This window comes from Snodgrassella alvi wkB2 (genome assembly GCF_000600005.1).
Taxonomy (GTDB): Bacteria; Pseudomonadota; Gammaproteobacteria; order Burkholderiales; family Neisseriaceae; genus Snodgrassella; species Snodgrassella alvi.
The window spans coordinates 194,174-207,941 of the sequence record NZ_CP007446.1; the positions used below are offsets into that span (position 1 = coordinate 194,174).

Below are 13,768 nucleotides of genomic sequence, written 5' to 3' on the forward strand. Positions count from 1 at the left end.
TATTATATATGTCATACTACTATGAGAACCCGCCTACTGCCGGATTACCGCTAAAGTGGTCTGACTGGTGGCCGGCAGCTCAGTCACTTACGAGCAGAGTCAGCGAACAATTGCATCTGCCGCCTTTACAACTTACCTGTTCAGGTACTGCAGCACTGATTATTGCGTTAACAACACTGGCGCAGCAACAGCCACAGCGTAAAACCGTAATTGTACCGGCATATACCTGTCCGCTGGTTGCGCTGGCCGTTCATCATTGTGGTTTACAGTTACAGTTATGTGACTTAAAACCCGGTAGTATCGATATGGATATCGCTCAGTTAAGTACTCTGTTAAATGAGCAGGTATTGGCAGTGATACCTACACACTTGGGCGGCCGGGTGACAGATGTCAGTACCGTTAAACAACTGGCTCAGTCCTATCAGATTAGTGTGATAGAGGATGCAGCGCAGGCATTGGGTGCAGAAGTAGGGCAGCATGGTGATATTGTGCTGTTCAGTCTGGCAGCCGGTAAAGGGCTAACTATGTATGAAGGCGGTTTGTTAACCGCCAGTGATATGCAATTACGCAGTAATTTACAAGCTATGTCCGAAAAATTATTGCCACGCCGGTGCAAATGGGAGTTGCTGAGAACTCTCGAATTATTTGGATACACTGCTTTGTATAATCCTGCCGGTTTACATTTTGTTTATGGGCAAGGCAGGAGAAAGGCATTGCGCCGGCAGCAATGGATTGCAGCCGTTGGAGATGATTTTGATTTTGATATTCCAATGCATCGGGTTAGTCGCTGGCGTCAGCATGTAGCTGCTAATGCTTTCCTGCGTTTACCGGCATTTCTAGATATGTTGCAAAAGCAGGCCTACCAGCGTATTGAACAATTGCAGAGTATTTCCGGAATAGAGGTGATCGTCGATCAGCATGGTCGGGGTGTATGGCCTTTTCTAATGGTGTTATTGCCTGCATGCCAACATCGCGATGCTGTATTAAAACAGCTATGGACTAGTCCGCTGGGGGTAACGCGGTTATTTATTCACCCATTGTCTCAATACGATTATTTACAGCCGATTGTACCTGCTTCATCCATGCCGAATGCTGAAGACTTTGCTGCACGTATGTTCACTATTACCAACAGCCTGTGGCTTACTGATGCTCAATTTTCCCGGATATGTGAAGTTATTCAGGATGCTGTGCGCTGATTCTGAGCCAGAGCGGCAAGCAATTGCTGATTAACCGCATGATGTTTTTCTTGCCATGCAGTCAGTGTAGTAGCCGGAATGGGTTCCTGTTTGTCCATTGCACTCAGTAAGCGTTTTAGCGGGCTGGAATATTCCCACTGAGATACTTCACCAGTAATATCGCTGCCAATAATCCGCTGATTCATAGCGTTAATCACAGTTAATAAATGTTCCAGTTGCATGCGCCCCTGATCCCAGTTGGTTTGTACTACGTCCTTACCCAGAACATCTTTGTCTATCGAGATATATACGGGTTCATTAGTATGTTGCTGTGTCTGGATAAAAGTGCTTACCAGTTCTTCTGGTGAGGAGAATGCCCGAAAAGCCTGTTTCAGACCAATTGTTCTTGCCCAGCCAACCCGTACATCCATACACCAGTAAGTTAATTTACCCTGAAATAATGGCGCCAGCCGGTTTTCCCAGCTGTGTGCCACCCCTATATCATTTGAAGTAATACCTAATACATGTACATGGCTGACAAAAGGCAATTGCGCCACGTAACTGACCCACGAACCACAGTGAATTCCGAACAGATAACGCATATTATCCGGATGATTATCAAAAATAATGACTTGTATCGGATTGGAGGCACTGAAAAATTGCTGTAAACGCTTAATCAACAATAGTGAAATATGATGATAGTCGCCACTGCCGGTTAATACCGTACCATAATGTTCGGGTAATTGCTGATTCAGTTCAGCCTGTAATTTCTTAAAACTGGTCTGAGAGCAACCAAAACGAATAACTTCCTGCCATTGACCAAGTTCAATTCTTACTGCATCTGGTATAGATCCTGTACTGTGGTCAAAATCCAGAATTACCGTTTTATTCATGTTTTTTACTATCCTGAGTAGGCTGATTGCTATTTTCCTGCCAGATTTTATCCTGTTCGAAACGAGTACTGATTTTTGCCAGTAGCTTTCTTAAAACAGGATTGCGGACATACACCATATGTTTGGTAAAAGTAAATTGTGCACCTAAAGATGCTTTAACTTGCGGATCCGTCCAGCCGGCGACATAAACTTTAAGTCCATGCTCTTTGGCATAATTCAGATTGTAAAACCAGCTCAGATAATACAAATTCAGTTCCCGTGCCTGAGGATAAACAAAACCGATATACTTATCTACCAGCATACCGTTCAGAACAAAACAGATATTGTAACCAATTAGTTCTTGCTGATAATGGTAGGTAAAAATCCTGGCCTGATTGCTGCTGTCCTGTAACAGGCGCACAAAAAAATCTTTGGTTAATAAATCAAAATGGATTTCACTTTGATTATAAACATTCAAATATAACTGATAGTACTCATCTAAAACGGCCTTATTCTGAAAATAGGCATCACCACTGTGTATACAACCGATTTCTACCAGCGATTGCGTTTTTAATTTGCGCCGGAAGTTTTTACGCCGCTGATAAGACAGACGGCCTAGATATTCATCAATATCATTAAAATCTATCGGTACCCAGGCTAATGCCTGACCTTCTACTGCAATAAATCCTTCTTGTTGCAATACCTGTATCAGTGATGCAGCATATTCATTTGCCTGATGATTCAGTAATGGTGATTGCTGAGGAATATCTTTCACAATCAGCAGCGGATATTTTTTGCCATAATGCTGTTTAATTTCCGTAGCTAACTGCTGCACAGATTGTTGTTGAGTAAACAGCGCATATTCCGATACAGTAGTACCAATAAAACAAGTTTCAGGTTTCAGAAACTGCTGCCACCAGTTAAATAACGGCCAATGGCGAATTTTTTGCTGAAAATCAGATTCTGCGGTAGTCAGTAAATCAAACCGTGCAGCAAATGCCGGTACCCCGCTAGTTAATTGCCATGCTGTAAAATCCTGAGGCGGACTGGTCAGAAAAGTGTCGACCAGTTCATTCGGTTCCAGTTGAGTCAGATAATTCATAATTTACTAATACGGCAGCCAGCCTGAATATCAGCCGGCTGCCATTACCAGCCCTAAGCTGTTAACTCTTTTTTAGCACGTGTAATCAATTGATCCAGCAATTCAATACCCTGATCAATTTCCTGTTTAGTAATATGTAATGAAGGCGCAAAAGTAATGACATTTTTGTAATAACCGCCAATATCCAGTACCAGCCCCATTTTCTGACCCTGCCAGTCCAGATCGCCGGACATACCAATATCCACCATTTTGTCTACCAGAGCTTTATTCGGAGTAAAGCCGTCTTCTGTGCAGATTTCGGCACGTAAAGCCAGCCCCAGACCGTCTACTTCACCTATTTCCTTATGGCGCTGTTCCAGTGTTTTTAAGCCCTCAAGGAAATACGCTCCGCTTTCCATAACCATTTTTTCATAATCAGTTTCGGCCATCATCTTAAATACTTCCAGACCTACTGCTGTTCCTAATGGATTTGAGGCAAAAGTAGAATGAGTAGAACCAGCCGGAAATACCTGAGGATTAATCAGTTCTTCCCGCGCCCACAGACCACCAAGCGGATTCATACCATTCGTCAGTGCCTTAGCAAATACCAGCATATCTGGTTTTACATCAAAGTGTTCAATTGACCATAATTTACCGGTGCGATAAAAACCCATCTGAATTTCATCAACAACCAGCAAAATACCATATTGATCCAGAACCTTTTTCAGTCCTTTAAAGTAGTTGCGTGGCGGTACAATATATCCGCCTGTTCCTTGCAGTGGTTCCACATAGAAGGCTGCATATTCAGCTTGTCCCGCTTTCGGATCCCACACACCATGGTATTCTGTTTCAAACAGGCGGGCAAAATCTGCCACCAAATGTTCGCCATACTCTTCTGCCGTCATTCCTTTAGGGCGGCGGAACGGATAAGGAAACGGAATAAACATAGCGCGATCACCAAAATGGCCATAACGCCGGCGATAACGGAAGCTGGAGGTAATGGAAGATGCACCTAAAGTACGTCCATGGTAGCCACCTTCAAACGCAAACATTAATGAACGGCCTTCAGATGCATTACGGATAATTTTCAATGAATCTTCAATACACTGAGAACCACCGACATTGAAATGCACACGACCATCATGACCAAATTTACGTTTCATATCCAGAGCAATGGTTTTAGCCAGCTCAATTTTAGTAGGATGCAAATACTGGCTGGCACATTGCGGTAATGTATCAACCTGTTGCTTCAGCACAGCATTCAGCCGTTCATTTGCATAGCCAAAATTACAGGCCGAATACCACATCTGTAAGTCCAGATAAGGCGTACCATTTTTATCGTACATATAGCTGCCTTCGCAGCCATCAAAGATTTTTGGCGGATTCACATAATGTACCGTATCACCAAACGAACAGTACTTTGCTTCATCTGCCAGTAACTGTGCATCATCAGGACGATTTACAAGTATTTGAGCACTAGGCTTACTCATCATTTATTCCATTCATTTAAAATAAAACATCTTAATAAAAAGTACATAATTAATACTATTATATCCTGCTAAAGCATCAAAACCGTAACAAACAAAACCTAATAACCTGATAAAACCATTATCTGCTCAATATTCAATTATCTTTGCACTTAATTTAAAAAAAGAAAATGTGTAAAACATATTGGCTTAGCAATTCACTGACAATATATAGATTGCACCCTAACCAAATAAAATTTTATATTCACAAAACTAAACAATATTTAATGATCCGCAATAGACTTATGCAAAAAAAACTAAAATCAATTTTTACTAATATTTCTCAATCAGTTAGACTTAAATCACAATAAACACACAATATTACTGGCTACTATTGATCAGCCTAATCACACAACTATGAACACAGAACCTAATCGCATTCCTCATCCCCGCTGGCTTTTATTTGCTCTTGCTGTTGGCGGTTTTGCAATCGGCACTACAGAATTTGCCACCATGAGTGTTTTGCCCTATATCGCCAGTGGTTTAAATATAAGCGAACCTATAGCAGGGCATCTAATCAGCATTTATGCACTGGGTGTTGTCCTAGGCGCTCCGGTTATTGCCATATTTGGTGCACGCTTTAGCAGGCGCAGCCTGTTACTGGTGCTTATGGCATTTTTCTCTCTGACACATCTCGGCACGATGCTGGCTCCAGATTACCGCAGTATGATGTTATTTCGCTTTTTAAGTGGCTTGCCGCATGGTGCCTATTTTGGTGTTGGTGCACTGGTTGCTGCAGCTATGGTGCCTCCAGATAAGAGAACTCAGGCTGTAGGATTAATGATGATCGGTTTAACCATTGCTACCACCATCGGCGTACCTTTGAGTAGCTGGTTGGCTCAAGCAGTAGGCTGGCGGGTTGTTTTTCTTATCGTTGCCATACTGGCTGCTTTAACAGTGATACTGGTAGCTCTTTTTTTACCGGCAAATTGTATGCAAGGAGGCGGTAGCAATGCGCTGCGTGAACTTAGTGCACTGACCAACCGGCAAATATGGTTGACACTGGCTATAGGAGCCATTGGTTTTGGCGGCATGTTTGGCATATATGCTTACATGGCTTCAACACTTGAAGATATTACCGGTATGTCACCTAAAAACGTACCACTGGTGATGTGTCTTTACGGTGTAGGCATGACTCTTGGCAATATTATCGTGCCACGCCTGGCCGGTCGCCATGTGATGGGTGGATTAGCATGCTTACTGGCCTGGTCTGCTGCTATGCTGGCCTTATATCCTTTTGCAGTGCATCATCCTTACTGGATATGTATTCAGGTTGTACTAATCGGTATGAGCGGTGCTGTAGGTACATTATTACAAATCCGTTTAATGGATGTAGCTAAAGAAGCTCAGACACTGGCTGCAGCACTCAACCATAGTGCTTTTAATGCTGCCAATGCCTTAGGACCCTATTTAGGCGGTTTAACCATTGCCGCCGGTTGGGGATGGACAAGTACAGCATGGGTTGGCGTTGCTCTTGCTATCATCGGTTTAATCGTATGGTGGTTTACAGTAAAAGATGAACAGCGCACTGCTGCCGCAAATCTGCAATAACTAAGTTTATTCATGTATACAGAACAGTAAATAATATTGTAAAAACATGTAACTGATGTTGCAAATAACTGTTAACGTTAATAATCTGTTAATATTAAATTTACTTTAATTATTAATAACAACAGATAGGGGAAGTATTATGACTGCAAACCAGCAGCAATCTGAAACCAAAATACCTGATACTGAGCAGGGAGAAAGCCAGAATAACACTTGTCCGAATAAAAGTACTAAACATAATCAAGATAAAAATACCAAACATAAAAAACTATCCCAAAAGAAATACTACAAAGAGCTGGAAAAACTTCAGGGTGAAATGGTTGCCCTGCAAGAATGGGTAAAAGCCTCCGGACAAAAAGTATGTATTATTTTTGAAGGTCGCGACGGAGCAGGTAAGGGTGGTGCAATTAAAGCTGTTACTGAAAGAGTCAGCCCTCGTATTTTTCAAACTATTGCCTTGCCGGCACCAAGTGAACGCCAAAAGTCACAAATGTACATGCAGCGCTATATTCCTCATTTACCTGCGGCTGGAGAAGTCGTTATTTTCGACCGTAGCTGGTATAACCGTGCAGGTGTAGAACGCGTGATGGGATTCTGTACCGAAGAAGAAAGTAAGGAATTTCTCGAAGTTATTCCATTTATGGAAAAAGCTATAGTTAATTCCGGTATCATCCTGCTTAAATACTGGCTTGAAGTGAGTATGGAAGAACAGCATAGACGTATGCTTGGTCGAATTAACGACCCGCGTAAAATCTGGAAGCTTTCTCCCATGGATATCAAGTCCTACAGTCGCTGGTATGATTACTCCCGGGCTCGTGATGAAATGATCATGGCGACTGATACCTCATGGGCACCGTGGTACGTGGTTGATTCTAATGATAAAAAGAAAGCGCGTCTGAATATCATTAAACATATATTGAGTGAAATTCCGTATAAAAAGACACCACGGAAAAAGGTCGAATTACCAAAACGTCAGGATAAGGGTGATTATCAGGAACCTAATTATCCTTATCGTTATATACCAGAAGAATATTAATACAGAGCCAGCCAGATAGCAGACTAAACTGGCTGGTTTTATTATCAGTTCTGGATTTTTCTAATTTACCCGCGAAAGTCTCCCCATAGCAACTGCATTGCCGCAATAGCTGCCAAAGATGCTGTTTCTGTCCGTAATACTCTGGGTCCTGTGCTGATTGCATTAAAGCCATGATTAATTGCCAGCTCTTCTTCAGCCTGGCTTAATCCGCCTTCAGGACCAACCAGCAATACTACTGCCTGTGGCTGTGTAAACTGATTTAATGCTCGGGGCTGGTTTAAACTCATCAGCAGTTTTAAATCATCCACACCCAGAGCACACAATGCATCTGACAATCCCGTTATCGGTTGAATTTGAGGTACTACCGTTCTGCCGCATTGTTCACAGGCACCAATAGCAATATCCAGCCAGCGCTCAAGTTTTTTCATTGCCCGTTCGCCACTTAAGCGCTGGCTACTGCGTTCCGTCAGTACTGGCTGAATCATAGTTACGCCCAGCTCCACAGCTTTTTGAATAGTTAAATCCATACGATCACTACTTGATATGGATTGCATCAACGTAATATTTAATGGTGACTCTAAATTAATATCTGTACTTTCACGAATCAGTACATCCACATTTTTCTTACCCATTGACGTAATTTCAGCCTGATAGACCTTTCCAAGCCCATCAAAAAGCTCAATTACCTCACCTGGCTGGTAGCGTAACACCTGTACATGGCGAGCAGCCGTATCAGGTAAAGAGAATGCATCTGAAACTAAAACACTGGGCGGTAAATAAAAACGTGGCATAATAGTAGTAAAAAAATCAATCAATAATCCAGCGAATAAAAATAGCCGGATTAACATTTAAACAATTAAATGACTATTCTAATTGTTTATAGAAATACAAAAACGAGTATAAAAATACCTAATCTATAAGTCATACATTTAAATAAATCTGCAAATACCCATTCTTATATCAGCAATACAAATTATAAACAATGATACCTTTTCACAATCTAAAGAGTATTAATCTTTAGAACTAACGAATATGAATACACAACTCATTTAATAAACACACAGACAAAGCAAGTCATGAAAGTTTGAAAAATAATCAAACTGAGTCAAAGGAGTCAAAAATAAACACAGGAAAAACAGTTGAATGAGGAGAAAGTCAAAAATAAATGCAGGCAGGAGTTGACAGGGGATTTGTGGAGGCGTATAGTTCGCCTTCTTCGCTGATGACGCGACACGAAACAAACGAACAGTTTAAAGTAGAACGCAGTCGAAAGCAACGCTCTTTAACAGAACAGATTACCGATAAGTGTGAGTGCCAAGCGGCCTCACACTGATTCAGAGAGACAAGATAAAAACATTTCTTGTCAATAACTTTGAAGCAGACCAGTGAAACCGGAGGGAACTTCGGGATTACAAAAAGCTAAGATTAAACATAAGAGTTTGATCCTGGCTCAGATTGAACGCTGGCGGCATGCTTTACACATGCAAGTCGAACGGCAGCACGGAGAGCTTGCTCTCTGGTGGCGAGTGGCGAACGGGTGAGTAATGCATCGGAACGTACCGAGTAATGGGGGATAACTGTCCGAAAGGATGGCTAATACCGCATACGCCCTGAGGGGGAAAGCGGGGGATCGAAAGACCTCGCGTTATTTGAGCGGCCGATGTTGGATTAGCTAGTTGGTGGGGTAAAGGCCTACCAAGGCGACGATCCATAGCGGGTCTGAGAGGATGATCCGCCACATTGGGACTGAGACACGGCCCAAACTCCTACGGGAGGCAGCAGTGGGGAATTTTGGACAATGGGGGGAACCCTGATCCAGCCATGCCGCGTGTCTGAAGAAGGCCTTCGGGTTGTAAAGGACTTTTGTTAGGGAAGAAAAGCCGGGTGTTAATACCACCTGGTGCTGACGGTACCTAAAGAATAAGCACCGGCTAACTACGTGCCAGCAGCCGCGGTAATACGTAGGGTGCGAGCGTTAATCGGAATTACTGGGCGTAAAGCGAGCGCAGACGGTTAATTAAGTCAGATGTGAAATCCCCGAGCTCAACTTGGGACGTGCATTTGAAACTGGTTAACTAGAGTGTGTCAGAGGGAGGTAGAATTCCACGTGTAGCAGTGAAATGCGTAGAGATGTGGAGGAATACCGATGGCGAAGGCAGCCTCCTGGGATAACACTGACGTTCATGCTCGAAAGCGTGGGTAGCAAACAGGATTAGATACCCTGGTAGTCCACGCCCTAAACGATGACAATTAGCTGTTGGGACACTAGATGTCTTAGTAGCGAAGCTAACGCGTGAAATTGTCCGCCTGGGGAGTACGGTCGCAAGATTAAAACTCAAAGGAATTGACGGGGACCCGCACAAGCGGTGGATGATGTGGATTAATTCGATGCAACGCGAAGAACCTTACCTGGTCTTGACATGTACGGAATCTCTTAGAGATAGGAGAGTGCCTTCGGGAACCGTAACACAGGTGCTGCATGGCTGTCGTCAGCTCGTGTCGTGAGATGTTGGGTTAAGTCCCGCAACGAGCGCAACCCTTGTCATTAGTTGCCATCATTAAGTTGGGCACTCTAATGAGACTGCCGGTGACAAACCGGAGGAAGGTGGGGATGACGTCAAGTCCTCATGGCCCTTATGACCAGGGCTTCACACGTCATACAATGGTCGGTACAGAGGGTAGCGAAGCCGCGAGGTGAAGCCAATCTCAGAAAGCCGATCGTAGTCCGGATTGCACTCTGCAACTCGAGTGCATGAAGTCGGAATCGCTAGTAATCGCAGGTCAGCATACTGCGGTGAATACGTTCCCGGGTCTTGTACACACCGCCCGTCACACCATGGGAGTGGGGGATACCAGAATTGGGTAGACTAACCGCAAGGAGGTCGCTTAACACGGTATGCTTCATGACTGGGGTGAAGTCGTAACAAGGTAGCCGTAGGGGAACCTGCGGCTGGATCACCTCCTTTCTAGAGAAAAGAAGGGGCTGATTGGCATTCACACTTATCGGTAAACTGAAAAGATGCGAGAAGAGACTGAATAAACTGGGTTTGTAGCTCAGCTGGTTAGAGCACACGCTTGATAAGCGTGGGGTCGGAGGTTCAAGTCCTCCCAGACCCACCACTTATTTAAGGACAGAGGGGGCATAGCTCAGTTGGTAGAGCACCTGCTTTGCAAGCAGGGGGTCATCGGTTCGATCCCGTTTGCCTCCACCACCACTCTGAGGAGGTTGGGTTCAGTAAAATACTTTGGAAATTAAAGGCAGTTCAGAGAGCTGATTTTAATTTGCGAAGTAACGCATCGATCTTTAACAAATTGGAAAGCCGAAATCAACAAACAAAGATTGGAGCATAGAACTGATTCTGGAGACAGAAGAAGAGAAGTGCTGCAAGAATTGGGTGATGATTGTATCGCTGAACAACGAGCACAAAAGGCGTTGTTCAGACAACCAAAGCAGTAAGCTTTATGAGAGTAAAGGCCTTAAGTCAGAGATACTAGTCAACGGTATGCTGACGAAGTCAGGAGGTTCTTGAAATGATAGAGTCAAGTGAATAAGTGCATCAGGTGGATGCCTTGGCGATGATAGGCGAAGAAGGACGTGTAAGCCTGCGAAAAGCGTGGGGGAGCTGGCAATAGAGCTGTGATCCCGCGATATCCGAATGGGGAAACCCACCATGTATAAGCATGGTATCCTGTACTGAATACATAGGTACAGAGAAGCGAACCTGGAGAACTGAACCATCTAAGTACCCAGAGGAAAAGAAATCAACCGAGATTGCGCAAGTAGTGGCGAGCGAACGCGCAGGAGCCAGTATATGATAGTCACTGAGATAGAAGAACAAGCTGGGAAGCTTGGCCGTAGAGGGTGATAGCCCCGTATTCGAAATTTCAGAGGCGGTACTAAGTATACGAAAAGTAGGGCGGGACACGAGAAATCCTGTCTGAAGATGGGGGGACCATCCTCCAAGGCTAAATACTCATCATCGACCGATAGTGAACCAGTACCGTGAGGGAAAGGCGAAAAGAACCCCGGGAGGGGAGTGAAATAGAACCTGAAACCTGATGCATACAAACAGTGGGAGCGGAGCAATCCGTGACTGCGTACCTTTTGTATAATGGGTCAACGACTTACATTCAGTAGCGAGCTTAACCGATTAGGGGAGGCGCAGGGAAACCGAGTCTTAATAGGGCGTTGAGTTGCTGGGTGTAGACCCGAAACCGAGTGATCTATCCATGGCCAGGTTGAAGGTGCCGTAACAGGTACTGGAGGACCGAACCCACGCATGTTGCAAAATGCGGGGATGAGCTGTGGATAGGGGTGAAAGGCTAAACAAACTCGGAGATAGCTGGTTCTCCCCGAAAACTATTTAGGTAGTGCCTCGAGCAAGACACTGATGGGGGTAAAGCACTGTTATGGCTAGGGGGTCATTGCGACTTACCAACCCATGGCAAACTAAGAATACCATCAAGTGGTTCCTCGGGAGACAGACATCGGGTGCTAACGTCCGGTGTCAAGAGGGAAACAACCCAGACCGCCAGCTAAGGTCCCAAATGACAGATTAAGTGGTAAACGAAGTGGGAAGGCCCAGACAGCCAGGATGTTGGCTTAGAAGCAGCCATCATTTAAAGAAAGCGTAATAGCTCACTGGTCGAGTCGTCCTGCGCGGAAGATGTAACGGGGCTCAAATCTGTAACCGAAGCTGCGGATGTCAGTTAACTGGCATGGTAGGGGAGCGTTCTGTAGGCCGAAGAAGGTGTGTTGAGAAGCATGCTGGAGGTATCAGAAGTGCGAATGTTGACATGAGTAGCGATAAACAGGGTGAAAAGCCCTGTCGCCGAAAACCCAAGGTTTCCTACGCAACGTTCATCGGCGTAGGGTGAGTCGGCCCCTAAGGCAAGGCAGAGATGCGTAGTCGATGGGAAACAGGTTAATATTCCTGTACTTGATTCAAATGCGATGTGGGGACGGAGAAGGTTAGGTCATCGATCTGTTGGAATAGATCGTTTAAGCCGGTAGGTGGAGCACTTAGGCAAATCCGGGTGCTCAACACCGAGAAGTGATGACGAGTGTCTACGGACACGAAGTGACTGATACCACGCTTCCAGGAAAAGCCACTAAGCTACAGTTTGAATGAAACCGTACCGCAAACCGACACAGGTGGGTAGGATGAGAATTCTAAGGCGCTTGAGAGAACTCAGGAGAAGGAACTCGGCAAATTGATACCGTAACTTCGGGAGAAGGTATGCCTCTTATGGTGAAGGATTTACTCCGTAAGCTATGAGAGGTCGCAGAGAATAGGTGGCTGCGACTGTTTAATAAAAACACAGCACTCTGCAAACACGAAAGTGGACGTATAGGGTGTGACGCCTGCCCGGTGCTGGAAGGTTAATTGAAGATGTGCAAGCATCGGATCGAAGCCCCAGTAAACGGCGGCCGTAACTATAACGGTCCTAAGGTAGCGAAATTCCTTGTCGGGTAAGTTCCGACCCGCACGAATGGCGTAACGATGGCCACACTGTCTCCTCCTGAGACTCAGCGAAGTTGAAATGGTTGTGAAGATGCAATCTCCCCGCTGCTAGACGGAAAGACCCCGTGAACCTTTACTGTAGCTTTGCATTGGACTTTGAAGTCACTTGTGTAGGATAGGTGGGAGGCTAAGAAGCAGGAACGCCAGTTCTTGCGGAGCCGTCCTTGAAATACCACCCTGGTGACTTTGAGGTTCTAACCCGGATCCATAATCTGGATCGGGGACCGTGCATGGTAGGCAGTTTGACTGGGGCGGTCTCCTCCCAAAGAGTAACGGAGGAGTTCGAAGGTTACCTAGGTCCGGTCGGAAATCGGACTGATAGTACAATGGCACAAGGTAGCTTAACTGCGAGACCGACAAGTCGAGCAGGTGCGAAAGCAGGACATAGTGATCCGGTGGTTCTGAATGGAAGGGCCATCGCTCAACGGATAAAAGGTACTCCGGGGATAACAGGCTGATTCCGCCCAAGAGTTCATATCGACGGCGGAGTTTGGCACCTCGATGTCGGCTCATCACATCCTGGGGCTGTAGTCGGTCCCAAGGGTATGGCTGTTCGCCATTTAAAGTGGTACGTGAGCTGGGTTTAAAACGTCGTGAGACAGTTTGGTCCCTATCTGCAGTGGGCGTTGGAAGTTTGACGGGGGCTGCTCCTAGTACGAGAGGACCGGAGTGGACGAACCTCTGGTGTACCGGTTGTGACGCCAGTCGCATCGCCGGGTAGCTAAGTTCGGAAGAGATAAACGCTGAAAGCATCTAAGCGTGAAACTCGCCTGAAGATGAGACTTCCCCAGGGATTTAATCCCTCTGAAGAGACGTTCGAGACCAGGACGTTGATAGGTCGGGTGTGGAAGAGTGGTAACACTTGGAGCTAACCGATACTAATTGCTCGTGAGGCTTGACTCTATCATTTGAAGAACTTCGTGCAGTAAATGCACAGAATGATAAAGCTTACTGATGAATACACATCATCACCGAGATTAAGGCTTTCTGATTTGACAGTTTAAT

7 protein-coding genes, 2 tRNA genes and 2 rRNA genes are annotated in these 13,768 nt (G+C 45.1%); 7 read left to right on the top strand and 4 right to left on the bottom strand.

Annotation, left to right across the window (positions count from 1 at the left end; all coding sequences use genetic code 11):
• The first annotated feature begins 8 nt into the window (after nt 1-8).
• On the top strand, nt 9-1,196 hold the full coding sequence (locus SALWKB2_RS00825; protein ID WP_025329810.1) for a DegT/DnrJ/EryC1/StrS family aminotransferase: 1,188 nt from the start codon (nt 9-11) through the stop codon (nt 1,194-1,196).
• Here the strand turns inward: SALWKB2_RS00825 and SALWKB2_RS00830 are convergent.
• Genes SALWKB2_RS00830 through SALWKB2_RS00840 form a run of 3 tightly spaced genes read right to left on the bottom strand, consistent with a single transcriptional unit; the run spans nt 1,178 to nt 4,618 of the window.
• Nucleotides 1,178-2,068 (bottom strand): arginase family protein, encoded by an 891-nt coding sequence (locus SALWKB2_RS00830; RefSeq protein ID WP_025329811.1) that lies wholly within the window; start codon nt 2,066-2,068, stop codon nt 1,178-1,180. The genes SALWKB2_RS00825 and SALWKB2_RS00830 overlap by 19 nt on opposite strands.
• Nucleotides 2,061-3,149: a GNAT family N-acetyltransferase gene (locus SALWKB2_RS00835; RefSeq protein WP_025329812.1), complete on the bottom strand. Its 1,089-nt coding sequence runs from the start codon at nt 3,147-3,149 to the stop codon at nt 2,061-2,063. Before SALWKB2_RS00835 ends, SALWKB2_RS00830 begins: the two co-directional genes overlap by 8 nt.
• A gap of 53 nt (nt 3,150-3,202) precedes the next feature.
• Nucleotides 3,203-4,618: an aspartate aminotransferase family protein gene (locus SALWKB2_RS00840; protein WP_025329813.1), complete on the bottom strand. Its 1,416-nt coding sequence runs from the start codon at nt 4,616-4,618 to the stop codon at nt 3,203-3,205.
• Nucleotides 4,619-5,011: 393 nt separating this feature from the next.
• On the opposite strand from SALWKB2_RS00840, the gene SALWKB2_RS00845 reads away from it, so the two are divergent.
• Nucleotides 5,012-6,205, top strand: a complete 1,194-nt coding sequence (locus tag SALWKB2_RS00845) for an MFS transporter (RefSeq protein WP_025329814.1) — start codon at nt 5,012-5,014, stop codon at nt 6,203-6,205.
• A gap of 139 nt (nt 6,206-6,344) precedes the next feature.
• Complete coding sequence (gene ppk2 / locus SALWKB2_RS00850) at nt 6,345-7,238, top strand: polyphosphate kinase 2 (protein ID WP_025329815.1); 894 nt, start codon at nt 6,345-6,347, stop codon at nt 7,236-7,238.
• Nucleotides 7,239-7,303: 65 nt separating this feature from the next.
• Here ppk2 and SALWKB2_RS00855 read toward each other — a convergent pair whose 3' ends face one another.
• Nucleotides 7,304-8,029, bottom strand: coding sequence for a 16S rRNA (uracil(1498)-N(3))-methyltransferase (locus SALWKB2_RS00855; protein ID WP_025329816.1), 726 nt, complete (start codon nt 8,027-8,029; stop codon nt 7,304-7,306).
• A gap of 636 nt (nt 8,030-8,665) precedes the next feature.
• Here SALWKB2_RS00855 and SALWKB2_RS00860 point away from each other — a divergent pair.
• From SALWKB2_RS00860 to SALWKB2_RS00875, 4 genes are all read left to right on the top strand, one after another.
• Nucleotides 8,666-10,204, top strand: a 16S ribosomal RNA gene (locus tag SALWKB2_RS00860).
• Nucleotides 10,205-10,281: 77 nt separating this feature from the next.
• A tRNA-Ile gene (locus SALWKB2_RS00865) sits at nt 10,282-10,358 on the top strand.
• A gap of 16 nt (nt 10,359-10,374) precedes the next feature.
• A tRNA-Ala gene (locus SALWKB2_RS00870) sits at nt 10,375-10,450 on the top strand.
• A 326-nt stretch (nt 10,451-10,776) separates the two neighbouring features.
• Nucleotides 10,777-13,666: ribosomal RNA gene (locus SALWKB2_RS00875) — 23S ribosomal RNA — on the top strand.
• Together the 16S and 23S rRNA genes with 2 tRNA genes alongside form the textbook arrangement of a ribosomal RNA operon.
• The last annotated feature ends 102 nt before the right edge of the window (nt 13,667-13,768 follow it).

Excerpts from the sequence above, each read along its gene's own strand:
- SALWKB2_RS00825 (WP_025329810.1), top strand. The coding sequence starts at position 9 with ATGTCATACTACTATGAGAACCCGCCTACTGCCGGATTACCGCTAAAG.
- SALWKB2_RS00830 (WP_025329811.1), bottom strand. The coding sequence starts at position 2,068 with ATGAATAAAACGGTAATTCTGGATTTTGACCACAGTACAGGATCTATA.
- SALWKB2_RS00835 (WP_025329812.1), bottom strand. The coding sequence starts at position 3,149 with ATGAATTATCTGACTCAACTGGAACCGAATGAACTGGTCGACACTTTT.
- SALWKB2_RS00840 (WP_025329813.1), bottom strand. The coding sequence starts at position 4,618 with ATGAGTAAGCCTAGTGCTCAAATACTTGTAAATCGTCCTGATGATGCA.
- SALWKB2_RS00845 (WP_025329814.1), top strand. The coding sequence starts at position 5,012 with ATGAACACAGAACCTAATCGCATTCCTCATCCCCGCTGGCTTTTATTT.
- ppk2 (WP_025329815.1), top strand. The coding sequence starts at position 6,345 with ATGACTGCAAACCAGCAGCAATCTGAAACCAAAATACCTGATACTGAG.
- SALWKB2_RS00855 (WP_025329816.1), bottom strand. The coding sequence starts at position 8,029 with ATGCCACGTTTTTATTTACCGCCCAGTGTTTTAGTTTCAGATGCATTC.